Source organism: Enterococcus sp. LX10 (assembly GCF_023539285.1).
Classification (GTDB): Bacteria; Bacillota; Bacilli; order Lactobacillales; family Enterococcaceae; genus Enterococcus; species Enterococcus faecalis.
The window spans coordinates 1054762-1071651 of sequence record NZ_CP092784.1 but is presented as its reverse complement, the minus strand read 5'-3'; the positions used below and the strand labels follow the sequence as shown (position 1 = coordinate 1071651).

Below are 16890 nucleotides of genomic sequence, written 5' to 3'. Positions count from 1 at the left end.
CCATCCTTTCCAATTGTTATTTGCTTATTATAAAAAGGATACTATTTTTTTTTGAAAAATAACAACAAAAAGCGACGAACAGCAATAAGCCCATTCAAGTTGACTAACTAGGTCAACTTGAATGGGCGTGGAGAAATGTGCCTTGTTATTCAGTTATTCCGCTTCTTCAATTGCAGACAAAGCTTTTGCAATATCAATTTCTTTATTCCGATAATCAGCATCATGAACTGGAAAATGCTGCCGCAATTCTGCTGCTTCCATCCAAGAAACAGTCCCTTGTTTAATGCCAAAATCAAGAATGTGCCCACCAAATTGGTGATCCTCACTGATAAAGTGCAAATGAAATCCTGCAGCAGAAGCACCATGAAATAATTTAGGTGTAAAGAACCCTACAACTGTTCCCTGAATATTCTCCGCTGTAAATTCAGGTTGATTGCGTGCTGCTTCTACAAATGGTGGATATGGTTTTTCTTGTTTAGGTGCCACACGGACATGCATCTTCGCAAAAAGACCGCTAATTTTAATTGCCGCAAAAAAATTAGGACTAATTTTTTCTAAAATTTGTGCTTTAATATTTTCATCGGTTTCCGTTGATACAGGGAATGCGCCATCTTCTTGAAAACGAGTAACTGCGGCATATGGCGTTAATTCTTCGCCTTCTAAAATAGTAATTTCGCCAGTTTGATTCGCATGATACAATATACCGTCCAATAAAATAATTTCGCCATTTGAGCCTTCTAATGTCCCAATTCCAAAATCACCTTGCGTGAGTAACGTACCAATTTCTGCCGTTCCTGCCATCAAACTTTCCATTAAACCGCCTAGCGTACCATGTTGATAAACATATTGTTCGCTCATTTTTCCATCTCCTAATAAAGTTGATCTGGTAACAATGTTTTACCTAATTCTTGATTATCTGAATAATCCACAGGAACATCAATAATCACTGGGCCTTCTGTTTGCATTCCTTCTTCTAAAGCTGCGGCAAATTCTGCTTGTGAATGAACTCGAACCCCTTTGGCTCCAAAAGCTTCAGCATACTTCACAAAATCAACTGGACCAAAATCTACGCCAGAGGATCGATTATATTTCATTTCTTCTTGGAATTTAACCATATCATAACTACCATCATTCCAAATAATATGCACGATATTTTGCTTTAAACGAACCGCTGTTTCTAATTCTTGCGCCGAAAATAGGAAACCGCCGTCCCCAGAAACAGAGATAATTTGTGTATTCGGACGAACCAGCGCAGCCGAGATTGCCCAAGGCAAAGCGACACCTAATGTTTGCATACCGTTACTAAATAATAAATGACGCGGTTCATAACTTCTAAAGTGGCGAGCCATCCAAATGTAGTGACTCCCTACGTCAACAGTAACTGTCATTTCATTCGTGGTTTTTTCTTGAAGCGTTTGAACAATTTCTAATGGATGTAATCGATTTTCAATTGTACTTGTTTTTACTTCTTTAATCGTTAATTTTTCTTGAAGCGTTTCTAAATAATCTTGCGCATCTTCTGTTAATATTGGTTCACTAAATGCTTCTGATAATTTCAAAATATTTTTAGACATATCACCAATTAGCTCTTCTTCCGGTTGCATATATTGATCAATTTCCATTTGAACTTCATCAATAACAATAACGCGCGCATCTTTTTCTGCGTTCCAATTACGTGCTTCATATTCAATGGGGTCATAACCAATCGCAATCACTAAATCACTTCTTTTTAACAAACGGTCCCCAGGTTGGTTTCGAAATAAACCAACACGCCCAAAGAAATGTTCTTCTAATTCTTTTGAAATAATTCCTGCTCCTTGGAACGTTTCCACGACTGGCAAACCAGTTATAGCAACCAATTCACGAATGGCTGCGGTAACTTTTCGTGCAGAGGCCCGCATTCCTAAAAGTAAAACAGGTAATTTCGCTTGCTTGATTCGTTCAGCTAAAGCTACGATTGTTTCTGCTGATGCATGGCCCAGTTTCGGCGCCGACAAAGGCTTAATTGCTTCGCCTGTCACCGGACTATCTGTGACATCTTGTGGGATCGATAAGAATGTTGCGCCTTTTTTCGCTGTTTTGGCGATACGGTAAGCATTGGCAATATTTTCAGATAATGTTTCTGGATCTTGAATTTCTGTACTGAATTTTGTTATTGGACTAAATAATGCAGCATTATTCATGCTTTGGTGAGTTAATTTTGACAAATCGGACCGTTTCACCTGTCCAGCCAATGCTAAAACAGGGTCCCCTTCTGCAGTCGCAGTTACTAACCCAGTTGCTAAATTGCTGGCACCAGGTCCACTAGTTGCAATAACTAAGCCAGGCTCTCCCGTCAAACGACCAATCCCTTGTGCCATAAAGGCAGCGTTTTGTTCATGTCGAGCTAAAATTAATTCTGGGCCTTTGTCAACTAATGCATCAAAAACCCCATCAATTTTTGCACCGGGAATCCCAAAAATATAGGGCACTTCGTGATTGATTAAACTTTCTACTATGATATCTGATCCTTTTTTACTCACTGTTATACCTCCAATTAAAATCTGTACTAATTACAAATACAAAAATACCACTAAAATTCTAATTAATCAACAATGAAACACCTTGAAAACGTGTAATATACTAATTCGCATATTTTAATAGAATTGAGATATTTCAAAAGATTAAGCAAAAATAATGCAAAATACCTTAAAGTTTTATAGTCTTTCAACAATTATTATATACTTCTTCACTAAAAATTAGTAAGATTAACCTATAAGAAAAAAATCACAACCTGTGATAAATTATTGGAGGAAAAATATGTCAAAAGGGAAGAAAATTTTTGCCATTATCTTTGGGATTATCTTGGTTCTATTTCTTGCAGTTGTTGGAATGGGAGCAAAACTTTATTGGGATGTTTCTAAATCAATGGATAAAACCTATGAAACAGTAGAACGATCTAAAAAAAGTCAGGTCAATTTAAACAATAAGGAGCCTTTTTCTGTTTTATTATTAGGGATTGATACAGGCGATGATGGGCGTGTCGAGCAAGGTCGTTCGGATACAACAATTGTTGCAACAGTTAATCCTCGTGACAAGCAAACAACCTTAGTCAGTCTTGCTCGCGATACCTATGTTGATATTCCAGGTCAAGGAAAACAAGATAAATTGAATCACGCCTATGCTTTTGGTGGCGCATCTTTAGCAATGGATACAGTTGAAAACTATTTAAATATACCTATTAATCATTATGTTTCAATTAATATGGCTGGTTTAAAAGAATTAGTCAACGCGGTTGGCGGAATCGAAGTGAACAATAATCTGACTTTTTCCCAAAACGGATATGATTTTACGATTGGTAAAATTTCATTGGATGGTGAACAAGCACTCTCCTATTCAAGAATGCGTTACGAAGATCCTAATGGTGACTACGGCCGCCAAGAACGTCAAAGAAAAGTGATTGAAGGCATCGTCCAAAAAGTCTTAAGTCTTAACAGCGTAAGCAACTATCAAGAAATTTTAACAGCTGTTTCTGATAATATGAAGACAGATTTAAGTTTTGATGACATGAAAAAAATTGCCTTAGATTATCGCAGTGCCTTTGGTAAAGTGAAACAAGACCAACTTCAAGGTACTGGTTTTATGCAAGATGGTGTTTCCTACCAACGTGTGGATGAACAAGAATTAACTCGTGTCCAACAAGAGTTGAAAAATCAATTGAATAACTAAGTAAAAGCATGTATCAGACAATAAAATACGTCTGATACATGCTTTTAAAATCTTAAATCGAACTATCCTTACTCAAAAATCAATTCGTAGTATTTTCCAATGATTTATTCCGTATAACACTAGTATGCTTACTAAACAATAAAATAATTCATTCATCGTTCCTGAACCCATTCCTAAAAATGTTAAAATGTAAAAAGGAGACTGCAAAAGAATGCCCAATCCGATGGTTGATGCTCCAATATTTATTAAAATAGGAACAATCATCACAAAAACTAAATTAAAGGTCGTTAAAGCTACTCCCTTTATATGAAAGAAAAAATAAACCGTTATAGCTAAAAATAAGTAGAACAACGGTAACAATACATAAGAAGCTAATAGAACAGTCAACACTTTCCATGAAATAGCTACTGAAAGAACCATGCCTAAAAGAGCACAAACACCGATTAATAAAAATCCTGCTAACAAGCCCAAACATAGTCCACAAATCAATAGCGAGAACAAATAAAGATGCCGACCTTGCCTTGTTTTAAAATAATAATCACTAATTCGTGAGCCTTGATCGTCAACAACAAAGGACACTACTAAAATCGGTAATAGTAAGCTGTTAATAAAATTCATCGCACTGATATAATCATTTACATCAAACATATCGCCAAAAAAATAATTTAAAAATGGTGGGACTAACCCTAAAATGGCAAACATCATGAGATAGCTAACAGAAAATCGAAAAATTCTGCGCCGAATATCTTGTTTTAAAACAGCTGTTACTTTCATCTCTTACTCCCCTTCTGCTAATGAAAAATAAACGTCCTCTAAATTTAGCGCATGCTTTTTCATTTCTAGTGGAATGACGTCGTTTAAAACCAACTCTTTTAGGAATAATGGATAATCTGCTTCCGAAATTAACCAAAGAGGATGTCTTTGTTCTACGCCATCAAAAAGAGCACTAATTTCACTCACTTTGTCTTCGTTTTCTTCATCAAAGGTAAATTGATAGACTGATACTTCTTTTCCTAAAGTGACTGTTTGAATAATTGCTCCATTTTTAATAAAATACGCTCGATCGCACAACTTATCTAGATCCCCTAAAATATGACTGGAAATGACAATCCCTATATGTAACTCTTTTGCTAAGTGCTTTAGTGTCTGAATGGTCGCTTGTACGCCATCTGGATCTAAACCGTTCATTGGTTCATCTAAAATAAGCAGCTCATTTTTGTTAATTAAAGCTAACGCCATTCCTAAGCGCTGCTTCATACCTAAAGAAAAATCTTTGACTTTCTTTTTCCCGTAATTTTTCATATCAAATAGTGATTCTACATAATCAACTGAATAACTCTCTTTTGAAAGAGCACGAAAATAATTAAGATTTTCTCTTGCTGTTCTATTCGGAAAATATTTAGGTCCATCAATTAAAACACCAATCCGTTCTTGTCCAACGACTTTACCTTGAAAATTAACCATTAACCCACCCATGATTTTCATTGTAGTCGTTTTACCTGCACCATTTGGACCAATTAAACCGACAATTTCACCTGGTTCTACAGTAATTGAAATATTTGTTAGAATTTCTTTTTTATCAATGGTTTTTGAAATATTTTCTAATTGCATTAGCAACACTCCTTAACTACAATTTTTTTCAGCCTTTAGTTCGTAATAGCAAAACAAGCCAATCCCTATTAATTTAACACTAATTACTACCATACCAAATGCAACCATTACTACCCGCTCCTTTCTATACTTTCAATTACTAGCATAGCAAGAAAAATAATCATTTTTTAGTGTAAAAAAATCCGCTATTTGGAAAAAAAATAAAAGAAACAGCGCCGGCAATTATCCTTCAGCGCTGTTTCTAAACTGACTAAAATTTTCTGTTAGCCAATGTTGCTTTTGTAAGTAAACAAAATTAATAGTAGTCGATATGTTATTAATTTAAAATGTAAAGCTCGCAAAAAAGTAGCTTTATTTATCATTGCAGTGGGTTATTTTATAAAGAATTTTCTCTAAATTCCGCCAGTTGCGTTCTGTTGGTATATTTTTCATCAGTAGTAAAGTCGTTCCTTTTGTATCAAAATAATAGTTAGAAATCACTAAATCGACTTCAGATGCATCTACTTCATAATCATAAAAAGCCAAGGGATAAGCTTTACCAAAATAATTTTTTATTTTATTCATCAACCATAATCGATGAGTATGATGTAAATCGTCTGCAATTAAAATCTTAATGGGCGTCAATTTCTTTAACAATAAATCATAATAATCTAAAACATAGTAATAGTTTAAGAAAAGTTGTTCCCAATTTTTTAAAATTTCTTTGACCTCTTTTGTTGCCTGCTCTTGCAAATCTCGATGAAAGTTCTCCATCAGTTGGGCTATTTCCGTATTTTGTCTTTTAATTTCATTAATATAAGACTGATTGAAAAATAAATCAGTATTACCGAAAAAGAATTGACTTCGCTCGTGGAATGCCACAAAGTTAAAAATTAATTCAGAATCTGACAAATCCAATTGAAATTGATAGTCTTTTTGCGTGAGGTTATTTAATAGCAATACAGCTTGGTAAGACGTAGTATGATGCAATTTATGTGCTAATGCATGACTAACTTCATAGCGAGGATTACCATCAATCACTCCAAACGAGTAGATAATTCGATATATAAAATAGATCTCTTCTTCAGGCAGCGATAAGTTACACTTCTTCAGCCACATTTTTACTAAAGGAAAAGCTTTATCAGAATCAGCTACCTGTTTAATTTCATCTAAAAGTTCCACTCTTTTTTGTGGTGCACGTTCTAATACAATTGCTAGCCAATAAGAAAAAATTCGTTTCGGCAAACGTAACAATTCAATATCGTATACCTCTTCAAATTGTTCAATATATTGTTTAATCAACTTTTCAGAAATCGTAAATGGCCAGTCACCTGTACGTGAAGATTGCCAATAAAAATAATAATAAAAAGAACGACTCATGCTTTCTTGATTCTCTAGTTCTAAAGAGAACGTATGAAAGGTCATTTGATATCTTTTAAAATATTTTACTAATAATTTGGCATACCGAAAAACAGTCGAAACACTTGTAAATTGCGCATCTGCATAGTCTTCTAAATTTCTGTCTGGGTATTTGTACATATAATCAATCAAATTGAAATTATAAGATTGACGATAGTAATGCAAGTAAACATTATAGATAGGAAAATTAGCATCTTTATACATATAAAATCGTTGATTATTTTCATTTTTCAGTACAATTTTCCCATTAAATTGTTTAAAAATGTCTGATAATTCTTCTACATACAATAGAATAGATTTTGAAGAAACATTCAGTAAGTCTTTTAAATCTGCAATGGTTCGCCACTTGTTTTTTTCTAAGAGATAGTTAAATAGACGAATTTTCTTTTGAGAAGATTTCGTTAAAAATGTATGCACTTTATCAACCTCCTGTATTTCTAAATTTTTATAAATAACTTAGTCATATTAATTATACGACTTTCTTTTTGCAAGAGGTAAATTTTTGCCCCCAAAAAAACAGGTGCTAAAGAAGTTCCTTAGCACCTGTGCTTGATTTCAATTGATTCAATTGTTAAGTCATGTTTAATGGAAATTTTATCTAGGTTTAAATAGGGGCATCTTCTAAGTTCCAAACTAATTGACCTTGATAGCTACCCGCGACATCGCTTGGAACTAAAGTTAATTCAAATGTATTTGCTAAATTCAACATTTGACTTCCACTGCCACTAGCAATAGTTTGTTCGACGTCATTAATCGGTGTCCGTTTGCCCTCTTTAATAAAGCTTAAACCTTTTGACAATGTTTGATTATTTTGATTTTTCATCATTTGTTGCATTTTAACTTTGACTTTCCATTGACTTTTATCTAACTGGCTTTCATCAGTGATAGCCAGTTCTGCTTCTTGTGGCAACTTGACATAGCTATCTTTTACAGGGATTTCTTGTTGTCCAAAAGAAAGAACGTTAGGTAATTTTAATTGCGGCCCCTTTTCCAGACTGACTATCTTTTTTTCATTATTTGAAACTTGTCCAGTTTCATTCATTGCGTAAAATTCAACTTCTTGGTCAAGCCAATTATCTGGTATCATCATTTTCACTTGATCGCCAACAGTCTCTGGTGCTGTTGGATACTCTTTTACTAATTGTTCCTCTCCACCGAAACGTGCCATTACGCGAATCGTTTTTCCTGCTTCGTGTTTTAAAGAATACGCCACCTCAGCTTCTTTAGTAAAGCGAGAAACCGGTATTGCCTCTCCTGAATTTTTCAATTGAAATTCCAAATTTTTACGATACCGATGAACGATTGTTTGTTCTTCTTGTTTAAACGTTCCTTGATCTTGTTCCACTGGATTTTTAACTGGATAATATCCAGGGATTTCAGGATACTCAGATGATACATCAAATGCTTGTGTTAAAATACCTGGCTGACTCATTGGCTCTTTCAATGGTTGATTATTTTCGTCGACAAAAAGAAGATTCACTTTGCTGTTATAATTCACTTTCAACATGCCTTCGGTCGCTTGATTAAACACTTTATCTCTATTGGTGGCCTTTGTTTGGATTGTATAAGGTAATGTCAGATTTCCTTCTGTATCAATGAAACGATTATCTACTGCTTGGGCATCTTCACGCCATTTCACGGCGACTGTATAAAGTAAAGTCGTGGCAGTTAACCGGCTATCTTGTGGTTGTAAGGCAGTCAATACTAATTCTTCGCCTTGCATCTCTTGTGAGAACAAAGCCGTTACATCTTCACCATTAAAGTTTTGAATGTTGATATTACCTGGCTCGTATTGCTGTGATTGCAAGAGATTTGTTAAGTTAAAACGTACTTCTAAATTACTTAATTTACGATCCTCTGCAACATTCGGCATGATTTGTTGGGCCTTTAATTCACTAACAGGTTGCGGCTTCTCTAACGTTAAAGAATTTGCTAAGGCCCCGCCAAACTCAGGTTTTGCCACAAAGTCTGTACGATAAGGAATTTCTAATGGCTGATTGTTATTCCAATTTCGATAAATAAAGGTTAATTTTTCTTTTGGTCGAGTTAAAATTTGTAGCTGTTGCTTTTGACTATTGATGGCATCGGTTTCCGTTTCGTTATGATAAGTTACCCAATAACCACCACTTTCATCATTCCATGTTCTAGAAAAAATATTGGTTGGATTAGATGAATAGAGTGATTGAAGAGGAAATTGTACGCCAAAATAGTATTTTTTACTCAAGTCATAAGTATTTACTGCTGTTGTTACTTGTATCGGTTGATTTTCTTCGTCAAAAAATTCATATGTCACTTTCACATCTCCAAGGAGAGATAGTGTTAAGAAACGTTCTTTTTCAAAAAAGATTGTTCCCCCCGCTCGATTTGACAAATTTTTCAACAGTGAAACTTTAATGCTGACCTTTTTCCCTTGATACCATCCCACATTACGAATCATGGCACTCCCTGCAGGAGAATTTTCATCAACTGTTAATTGACTACTGTTCACATTGCCTTCAAGTGGAATGACTTCTGTTTCTGCCCCAGATTGCATGACAAAAGTATGGGAAGCTGGCGTATAGACACCTGGCAAGGCCTTAAAGTAACCATAATCAGACAATTTTGTGTGATTTGAAATTTTCTTGACTAACTCAGTTGCTTCACCAATTTGCGGTCCTAAAGCAAACCCAATCAACGTGATTATAAAAACGAATGAGGTTTTAGCAATCTTATTCATCTGCTTTCCATCCTTTCTTTCGTCTTCGAGCCACTACAAACAGGATGATGCTTATAAGAAGTAAACCGATAGTTAGTAATTCCAATTGCTGTTTTTCTCCCGTATTGGGTAAAAGTTGATTGATTAATCCTTTATCAGAGTTAATCGTTTCTCGATTGGGTTGTTTGGCTTCATTAACTGGGGTTATTTTTTCAAAAGGCACTACCTGATCCTTATAATTTTTCTGATAAAATGTTATGCCTACTTCTGAATCTACTTGCTGCGCATGTACACTATTAGCACTTGCTAAAAAAAAGAGTGCTAGCATGAACACAAGATACCCACTTCTTTTTTTCATTTTAAAGCCTCCCTATTTATGATTTATTTTGGCGTAGTTTTAAAATATAAATAAATAACGCCAAAATAATTAAGATACAGCTTCCTATCACAAGATACAGAAGAATATTCGAAGCAGGTCGGGTGACTTTGACTGCCTCCTCATTCAATTTTTCATCTTCACCTTTAATTTCAAACGCTTTTTTCAATGTCCACTTTTTACTGTTTTGATCTTCCAACTGAATCGTCAACTCATATAAACCTTTTTTTAAGGCTTCATCATTCCAACTAATTGGAAGTTCAAATTGACTACGTGGTGCCACAGAAATTTGTTTTGATAACTCACGAATTTTCTCACTTTTTCCTTTTTTAGTAACAAAGGCGTTCATTTTCAATTGGCTCATTAAAACTGGTTCTGTATTTTCAATTGTCGCGAACAGTGTTAAATAACCATTTTCTAAACCTGGTTTCACCTTTGTTAACTGAAATGCTGGTTCCATTTTTTTATTTTCAACAACAAGTTTTGCTCCGATTGTGTAAGCAAATTTATTCGTTAAACTAAATCCTTTTATTTCCTTCTCTTTTCCATCTGTTAATTCATAACAATAAAATCCACCTAAAATCGTTCCTTCAAAACCATTTTTAGGGACATTTAATTGAAATGAAACTTCTTTTGTTTCTTTTCCTTGTAATTCGACTGTTTGTGACGGCGAAATCAATTCTTCAAATGTAGGACTACCTAATAATTTTTTTCCATGTTGCGAATAGTCTAAAGCGCCATTTTTATTGGTCAGCCCATTATTTGCATCGACACGCACTTTAATCGGTTGATCACTTACATTTTTCAAGCGTAATTTAAACTCTTGTGTGCTTCCAGGGGAGACTTTCAAATCGTAATAACTGACGGAAGATTGCTGGGTTTCTGGTAAAATAGCTTCTGCTTCAAAATTAATCTGATTTTCCTCAGCAGAAGCCGGTGCAGACCACAGAACCAACCAGCTAACTAAACTAAGAAAAAAGATGGGAATAAAAGTTCCCCATCTTTTTAAAGTCTTACGCTGGCGCATCAGATAAACCCCATGTAATCGTTGCTGTGTAGGCTTGTGCTTCAACACCTGCACGTGGTACAAAAAGTTTTACATTTTCATTTTTACCTTTTTCCCCTTGGAATAAGGCAGCCCAGGCGCCTGCACCTTTGCCTTTTTCAGCTGACATTACTGGTTGTAGTGAATCATTTAGTGTTAAACTATTTGATGCAATTGTTGGTGCTTCTGATTGGTTACTTTCTGTAGTTACTTGACCATTTGCCAAGGTTAATTGTGCACCTTTTAAGACGTTTTGATTTGTTACACCTTTAAATTCTGATATGGATGCGGATAGTGCCCAGCCTTCTGCACCTCCACGAGTATCATTAACTTGGACAAATGGTTTTTCATTTTGTGCAAAGTAAGTGGCATCCCCTTGTTGGATTTCTTGTTCACCAAAGCTAATACTTGAAGCGTATGGGATTGATAACGCGCCTTCTGCGCCCGTAGCTGGATTTTCATCTGTATCGCCTGTTGGATCAACGACAGGTTTGACATCTTTCCCAGAACCTGCTTTTAAAGTTACATCAGCTTGCGTGTCTTGTAAGTTTGCTTCATTTGCATAAACTGCTTGTCCCGCAATACTTATTGCTAGTGCACTTAATGCAACACTTGCTATAATTTGTTTTTTCATTCTAAAATTCCTCCTAAAATTTCTTGGTCACTTGCGACCTGCTTTTATTTTTACATCATTTTGAAATTTTAGTAAGAGTAAAAAAATTCTTTGTTTTAGAAAAAAAGTAAAAGTGCGTTGTTATTTTTTTGAAAATATACAAAAAGAACGATACTATTTTTCAGCATCGTTCTTGTCTGTTTTTATTAACGTTCTTGTTTCACCGCTTCTAAAGCCGCTGTATTAATAATGTTCCAAGGTTTGTCAAACGCTGGTTGGAAGAAGAAGTCCGCATAGGCTAAGTCTTCAATCGTCATTTTGGCTTGAATCGCTAATGAAATAGCATTAATGTTTGCAGTTAAATCTGCTTTCGACATTAATTGAGCGCCTAAAATTTGTGTTGTTTCAGGATCATACACTAATTTAAACCAAGCTTTTTGTTTGTCTGGATTAAAGTCCATCAAGTAGTCTTCTACTACTGTCACCGCTTTTGTTTCTTTTCCTAATTTTTGAGCCATGACTTCGTTAATCCCTGTTGAAGCAAATTTATATTCAAAGACGGCCAAGCCAGAAGATCCTTGAACACCAGGGAAAGGTTTAACTGGTTCCTCTAGGTTTTTCACAGCAAAGCGACCTTGTTTACGAGCATTCGTTGCTAAAGCAATATTTACTTCTGTGTCTGCAGGATTGTATTTAATTAACGTAGCATCCCCTACTGCAAATACATCTGGCTCACTTGTCCGCATGTATTCATCCGTCTTGATTAGGCCATTCGGATGTAATTCTAAGGTACCTTTTAACCAAGCAGTGTTTGGACGGACGCCAACTGCTACAACGACCAAATCAGCATCGTACGCATTTTTATCTGTAACGACTTTTTGCACACGACCGTCGCCTTCGTAACGTTCAACTGTTTCACCAGTTGCAATGGTAATATTATTAGCTTCCATCTCTTCTGTTAAAACATCTGTAAATTCTTTATCTAGATATACCCCTAATGGACGATCTAAAATGTCAATAACAGTAACCTTTTTACCGGCTTTTGCAAATGCTTCGGCAGCTTCAATCCCAATATAACCACTACCAATCACAACCACATTATTGACTTCTGGATCTACTGTTTTTTGTTTTAATTTAATGGCCCATTGACGACCACGCATCAAGTAAATATTATCCAAATCTTTACCTGGAATATCTAATTCAAATGGGACAGCTCCGGGACTGATGATTAATTTATCATAATTTTCAACACGTTCTTCACCTGACACTAAATCTTTCACTGTCACTTGGTGTTCTTTTGGTTGAATCGCTGTAATTTCAGTATTAGAAAAGACATTCACACCACGACTCTCCATTTTTTCGCCAGTCATATAGCGAACAGAATTAACATCTTTCACTTTTCCTTCTAGGTACAACTGCATGCCACAAGACAAGAATGAGATAAAATCACCTTTCTCATACCATTGAATTTCTGCATCAGGATGAAGATTTAGTAATTCCTCTACCGCTTCATAACCTCCATGTGATGATCCTAAAACAATAACTTTCATCGCTCGTTCCTCCCATATAATATTATTTCTTACATAATAAAGAATATCATATATTCTCAAAAAATAACAAGTAATATCCTCTTTTCCATTCTCAATTAAGTTCTTTAAATGAGAATAAAAAGGAGTATCCGCTGTATTTAGCCTCTTTTCAATTACTTTTTTATTTACTAAAAAATAAAAAATACTAAATTCTCCGATACGATTGATAGGGACGCCCCACTTTTAAATAGCTATTTTTACTTTCTAAAAGGTTATTTTTTTCTAGAAACAACACATATTTGCGAACAGAAACATGTGAAAGCTGACTCGCTTCTGATAATTCTTGAATCGTAAAATAGTCGGTAAATTCGTCTATTTTTTTTAACAATAGTTGTAATGTTGCTTGTGTTAGTCCTTTTTCTAAGGATAGGTTTTGAAGATCTTGTTCATTTTTACGTGCGTTTGTCTGTGAAGAATGAAACAATTGGTCCACTTTTGTTTGCGAAAGCTCCTCCGTTTCCAGCGTGAATTGAGCAGCTTTTTTCTGATAGTTTTCGATACTTTGTTGAAATCGTTCAAAAGAGAAGGGTTTAACTAAATAGTCTAAAACGCCTAAATGTAAGCTTCGTTTAACATTTTCCAACTCGTTGGCAGCCGTAATCAGGATAACTTCTGTGTCAATTTTTTCATCTCTAATTGTTGCCAGATAGGTCAAGCCATTGCCATCTTTTAAATGAACATCTAATAAAACAAGTGCTGGTTGTTTTTCTTTCGTTAGTTGTAGACCTTCAGCAATTGTTGCAACCGTAAAAATAGTAGGTTGGTGAATTAATTTTTCAAGATATTTTTGATGTATATATGCAACCATAGGATCGTCTTCAATAATCAATAGGTTCATTTTCCTCTGCTCCTTCGTAATGAACATTTATGCGAATGACAAGCCAATTGTTTTGTTGGTTTTCCCAAGTCAATGTCGCTTCCGCATTCTCTAATAATCTTGCCAAATAAGAAGTGAAAAACTCTTGTTCAAAGCGTTCCAGTTGTTCTTTTGGATAAGCAAACGAATAAGTCGTCGTCAAACTTCCTGGCTGATAATCAATGGTTTCAATGATCTCTTCTGGTAACAGTTGTTCCATCAGGAAACGATGAATATAACGGTAGATAGCAATCAAATTTTGTGTATCTTCATCTCGTTTATTTGGTGGAATTTCTGGATAAATTTCAATAGCTAATTGTGTTTTAATTTCTGCAAACTTGATTCTTTCCCCACTTAAAAAACCTGCTAAAATAGGATTCCTAACCAAAATAGCTAAGCGCTGTGCAAATTCCTTTTCTGGTTTCAATAAATCGGCCAGATAATGTTTTAGCGCCTCATAATCTTCTAAATCGACTAAGCCATAAATAACATGCATCTTATTCATAAATTCATGTGATTGACTTTGTAATGCCGAAGCATATGTCGTTGTGCTGACAAGCTGTTCTGCGACAATAAACGTTTCCGTCGCATTTTTCAGAAAGATAACATGCCCAATTGTTTTTTTACGGACATTAATCGGGGCGATTGAGACGAAATAATCCTGGCCATTTTGACGATAGAATTGCTCTGTTTTTGAATGTACGACTAATTTTTCAGGAGATAAAACCAATGCTGAAAGTTTCTTTCCTAGTAAATTTTCTTCACTATTTGTTATATTATGATACATTTTAGTCGCCTCAATATTTGCTAATAAAATATTTTGATCGGTATCAATCACAAGGATTGCGTCTTTCGTTTCCTCAAGCATGGCGTTTCGCTCTTCTAATAGACGAGCAATTTCTCTTGGCTCTAAATCGTGAAGTTGTTTTTTTAAATAATAAGAAACCACGATGGCTAATATAAAGCCAAAACCAACACTTAAAAGGACACTCACTGTGTAATCATTTTTTGTTCGTTCAATCAATTGTGAAAGCGAGGTCATTTTAATGCCCATTGCCACAACCCCAATTTGTTTTCCTTGATCATAGACTGGGACAAAACCTCGTAATGATTCTCCTAAACTCCCTTGACTAACAGACAAATGTTCCTCCCCTTTTAATGCTCGCACTTCATCGCCACCTTCAAAATGCTTACCTATTTTTTGGCGATCAGGATGTGTTAAACGAATCCCCTGCATATTCATAATCACGATAAAATCCAACTGATGGATTTCACCTAAACGAACCGTATACGCTTCCAATTCATCTGAATAGTGATCATTCTTTAAGGCTTCAATAACATTCGGTTCAATAGCCAACTGTTCCCCGACGGCTAAAAGTGCTTGCTCTTGGTTTTTACGAACTTCTTTAATTGTTTGGACCGTCGTTACTCCGTAAAAGAAAGTAATCATAATAATTAATGTTGCAATAAAAATCACTGATAAGAAGCACCATAATTTCCCGCCACGCTTCATTCCATCCCTCTTTTCTCTTCAAATAAAGTATAGCATAGGAAGATTTGGTTAAAAAACTTTTCTTTAGTTAAATTAATTAAATAATCTACTCCACAGAAAACGTTTACATTATGATGAATATAGATTAAAGTTATAGGAGGAAATAGCATGGAAAAGAAATTGCACGCAACAGCTGCTAACGAAACAGATTGGCGCAACAAATTAACCAAAACGAGGATTGGTTCGGTTACGTTACCTGTTTATCTTGTAACAGCTAGCATTATTCTTGTTACGGCTCTATTAGAACAACTACCAGTCAATATGTTAGGTGGTTTTGCCGTAATTTTAACAATGGGTTGGTTACTTGGAACAATTGGTGGAAATATTCCTATTTTGAAACATTTTGGCGGTCCCGCAATTTTATCTTTATTAGTACCATCTATTATGGTCTTTTTCAATTTACTCAACCAAAATGTCTTAGACTCAACAGATATTTTAATGAAACAAGCAAACTTTCTCTATTTCTATATTGCATGTTTGGTCTGTGGAAGTATCCTTGGAATGAACCGCAAAATTTTAGTCCAAGGTTTAATGCGCATGATTGTCCCGATGGCATTAGGAATGATTTTAGCAATGGGTGTTGGGACCCTTGTTGGAACGCTGTTAGGTCTCGGTTGGAAACATAGCCTTTTCTATATCGTCACTCCTGTTTTAGCTGGTGGAATCGGTGAAGGTATTCTTCCTTTATCCCTTGGTTATAGTGCCATTACTGGATTGCCAAGTGAACAATTAGTGGGGCAATTAATTCCCGCAACCATTATTGGTAATTTTTTTGCTATTATGTGTTCTGGTTTACTTAGTCGTTTAGGAGAAAAACGCCCTGAACTTTCTGGACAAGGTCAGTTGATTAAAATTACCAATTCAGATGATTTAAGTGATGCTTTAGAAGAAGACAAAGCACCAATTGATGTAAAATTAATGGGCGCTGGTGTTTTAATTGCATGTACCTTATTTATTACAGGCGGTTTATTGCAACACTTAACAGGCTTTCCTGGTCCTGTTTTGATGATTGTTGTCGCAGCCTTTTTAAAATACTTAAATGTAGTACCGAAAGAAACCCAACGCGGATCAAAACAGCTTTATAAATTTATCTCTGGCAATTTTACGTTCCCGTTAATGGTCGGCTTAGGTATGTTATATATTCCTTTAAAAGATGTCGTAGGAATGCTTAGCTGGCAATATTTTGTTGTGGTAATTAGTGTCGTTTTCACTGTTATTGCTACAGGATTTTTCGTTTCACGCTTCATGAATATGAATCCCGTCGAGGCTGCCATTGTCTCCGCTTGTCAGAGTGGTATGGGTGGGACTGGCGATGTGGCTATTTTAAGTACAGCCAATCGAATGAACTTAATGCCGTTTGCACAAGTTGCGACACGTTTAGGCGGTGCCATTACAGTAATAACAATGACTGCTATTTTTAGAATGCTTTTTTAACCATAAGTGAATT

Annotated in this window: 14 protein-coding genes; 2 read left to right on the top strand and 12 right to left on the bottom strand. The window is 35.3% G+C overall.

Translation table 11 applies throughout. From position 1 onward, the window contains the following. Nucleotides 1–153 precede the first annotated feature (153 nt). A complete protein-coding gene (gene budA / locus MKZ30_RS05170; protein ID WP_002366507.1) occupies nucleotides 154–858 on the bottom strand; it encodes an acetolactate decarboxylase in 705 nt (234 codons plus the stop codon). Between the two features lie 11 nt (nucleotides 859–869). Beyond that, nucleotides 870–2522, bottom strand: coding sequence for an acetolactate synthase AlsS (alsS, locus tag MKZ30_RS05165; protein WP_249958796.1), 1653 nt, complete (start codon nucleotides 2520–2522; stop codon nucleotides 870–872). Between the two features lie 277 nt (nucleotides 2523–2799). Here alsS and MKZ30_RS05160 point away from each other — a divergent pair, with 277 nt between their 5' ends. Further along, nucleotides 2800–3708, top strand: coding sequence for an LCP family glycopolymer transferase (locus MKZ30_RS05160; protein ID WP_033600715.1), 909 nt, complete (start codon nucleotides 2800–2802; stop codon nucleotides 3706–3708). Nucleotides 3709–3780: 72 nt separating this feature from the next. Here MKZ30_RS05160 and MKZ30_RS05155 read toward each other — a convergent pair whose 3' ends face one another. The 10 genes from MKZ30_RS05155 to MKZ30_RS05110 all read right to left on the bottom strand — a co-directional run bounded on the left by MKZ30_RS05155 (nucleotide 3781) and on the right by MKZ30_RS05110 (nucleotide 15404). Beyond that, complete coding sequence (locus MKZ30_RS05155; protein ID WP_033600716.1) at nucleotides 3781–4482, bottom strand: hypothetical protein; 702 nt, start codon at nucleotides 4480–4482, stop codon at nucleotides 3781–3783. 3 nt (nucleotides 4483–4485) lie between these two features. Continuing rightward, on the bottom strand, nucleotides 4486–5319 hold the full coding sequence (locus tag MKZ30_RS05150) for an ABC transporter ATP-binding protein (RefSeq protein WP_033600717.1): 834 nt from the start codon (nucleotides 5317–5319) through the stop codon (nucleotides 4486–4488). A gap of 351 nt (nucleotides 5320–5670) precedes the next feature. Continuing rightward, nucleotides 5671–7134, bottom strand: coding sequence for an AcpB/EbpR/MafR family transcriptional regulator (locus MKZ30_RS05145; protein WP_002382182.1), 1464 nt, complete (start codon nucleotides 7132–7134; stop codon nucleotides 5671–5673). A 187-nt stretch (nucleotides 7135–7321) separates the two neighbouring features. Continuing rightward, nucleotides 7322–9433 carry a MucBP domain-containing protein gene (locus MKZ30_RS05140; RefSeq protein ID WP_002382181.1) on the bottom strand — a complete coding sequence of 704 codons (2112 nt, stop codon included), beginning with the start codon at nucleotides 9431–9433 and terminating at the stop codon, nucleotides 7322–7324. Then, the gene (locus MKZ30_RS05135) at nucleotides 9426–9770 is read right to left on the bottom strand and encodes an EF2685/EF0750 family sortase-dependent surface protein (RefSeq protein ID WP_002366500.1); all 345 of its coding nucleotides are present in this window, start codon (nucleotides 9768–9770) and stop codon (nucleotides 9426–9428) included. Before MKZ30_RS05135 ends, MKZ30_RS05140 begins: the two co-directional genes overlap by 8 nt. Nucleotides 9771–9786: 16 nt before the next feature. Next, nucleotides 9787–10815: a WxLIP family cell surface protein gene (locus tag MKZ30_RS05130; protein WP_002382180.1), complete on the bottom strand. Its 1029-nt coding sequence runs from the start codon at nucleotides 10813–10815 to the stop codon at nucleotides 9787–9789. Further along, the gene (locus MKZ30_RS05125; protein ID WP_002419172.1) at nucleotides 10802–11467 is read right to left on the bottom strand and encodes a WxL domain-containing protein; all 666 of its coding nucleotides are present in this window, start codon (nucleotides 11465–11467) and stop codon (nucleotides 10802–10804) included. Before MKZ30_RS05125 ends, MKZ30_RS05130 begins: the two co-directional genes overlap by 14 nt. Nucleotides 11468–11652: 185 nt before the next feature. Continuing rightward, complete coding sequence (locus MKZ30_RS05120; protein WP_010816435.1) at nucleotides 11653–12996, bottom strand: NADH peroxidase; 1344 nt, start codon at nucleotides 12994–12996, stop codon at nucleotides 11653–11655. Between the two features lie 184 nt (nucleotides 12997–13180). Next, nucleotides 13181–13873, bottom strand: a complete 693-nt coding sequence (locus tag MKZ30_RS05115; RefSeq protein ID WP_002419173.1) for a response regulator — start codon at nucleotides 13871–13873, stop codon at nucleotides 13181–13183. Then, nucleotides 13854–15404, bottom strand: coding sequence for a Spo0B domain-containing protein (locus MKZ30_RS05110; RefSeq protein ID WP_033600718.1), 1551 nt, complete (start codon nucleotides 15402–15404; stop codon nucleotides 13854–13856). Before MKZ30_RS05110 ends, MKZ30_RS05115 begins: the two co-directional genes overlap by 20 nt. A 147-nt stretch (nucleotides 15405–15551) precedes the next feature. Here MKZ30_RS05110 and MKZ30_RS05105 point away from each other — a divergent pair, with 147 nt between their 5' ends. Further along, entirely contained in the window at nucleotides 15552–16877 is a 1326-nt protein-coding gene (locus MKZ30_RS05105; RefSeq protein ID WP_002357930.1) for a 2-hydroxycarboxylate transporter family protein, read from the top strand. Nucleotides 16878–16890 lie beyond the last annotated feature (13 nt).

What these genes read in the sequence shown, in the direction of transcription:
- MKZ30_RS05115 (WP_002419173.1), bottom strand. Translation starts at nt 13,873, where the DNA reads ATGAACCTATTGATTATTGAAGACGATCCTATGGTTGCATATATACAT.
- MKZ30_RS05120 (WP_010816435.1), bottom strand. Translation starts at nt 12,996, where the DNA reads ATGAAAGTTATTGTTTTAGGATCATCACATGGAGGTTATGAAGCGGTA.
- MKZ30_RS05160 (WP_033600715.1), top strand. Translation starts at nt 2,800, where the DNA reads ATGTCAAAAGGGAAGAAAATTTTTGCCATTATCTTTGGGATTATCTTG.
- MKZ30_RS05150 (WP_033600717.1), bottom strand. Translation starts at nt 5,319, where the DNA reads ATGCAATTAGAAAATATTTCAAAAACCATTGATAAAAAAGAAATTCTA.
- MKZ30_RS05125 (WP_002419172.1), bottom strand. Translation starts at nt 11,467, where the DNA reads ATGAAAAAACAAATTATAGCAAGTGTTGCATTAAGTGCACTAGCAATA.
- MKZ30_RS05110 (WP_033600718.1), bottom strand. Translation starts at nt 15,404, where the DNA reads ATGAAGCGTGGCGGGAAATTATGGTGCTTCTTATCAGTGATTTTTATT.
- budA (WP_002366507.1), bottom strand. Translation starts at nt 858, where the DNA reads ATGAGCGAACAATATGTTTATCAACATGGTACGCTAGGCGGTTTAATG.
- MKZ30_RS05135 (WP_002366500.1), bottom strand. Translation starts at nt 9,770, where the DNA reads ATGAAAAAAAGAAGTGGGTATCTTGTGTTCATGCTAGCACTCTTTTTT.
- MKZ30_RS05130 (WP_002382180.1), bottom strand. Translation starts at nt 10,815, where the DNA reads ATGCGCCAGCGTAAGACTTTAAAAAGATGGGGAACTTTTATTCCCATC.
- MKZ30_RS05140 (WP_002382181.1), bottom strand. Translation starts at nt 9,433, where the DNA reads ATGAATAAGATTGCTAAAACCTCATTCGTTTTTATAATCACGTTGATT.
- MKZ30_RS05155 (WP_033600716.1), bottom strand. Translation starts at nt 4,482, where the DNA reads ATGAAAGTAACAGCTGTTTTAAAACAAGATATTCGGCGCAGAATTTTT.
- MKZ30_RS05105 (WP_002357930.1), top strand. Translation starts at nt 15,552, where the DNA reads ATGGAAAAGAAATTGCACGCAACAGCTGCTAACGAAACAGATTGGCGC.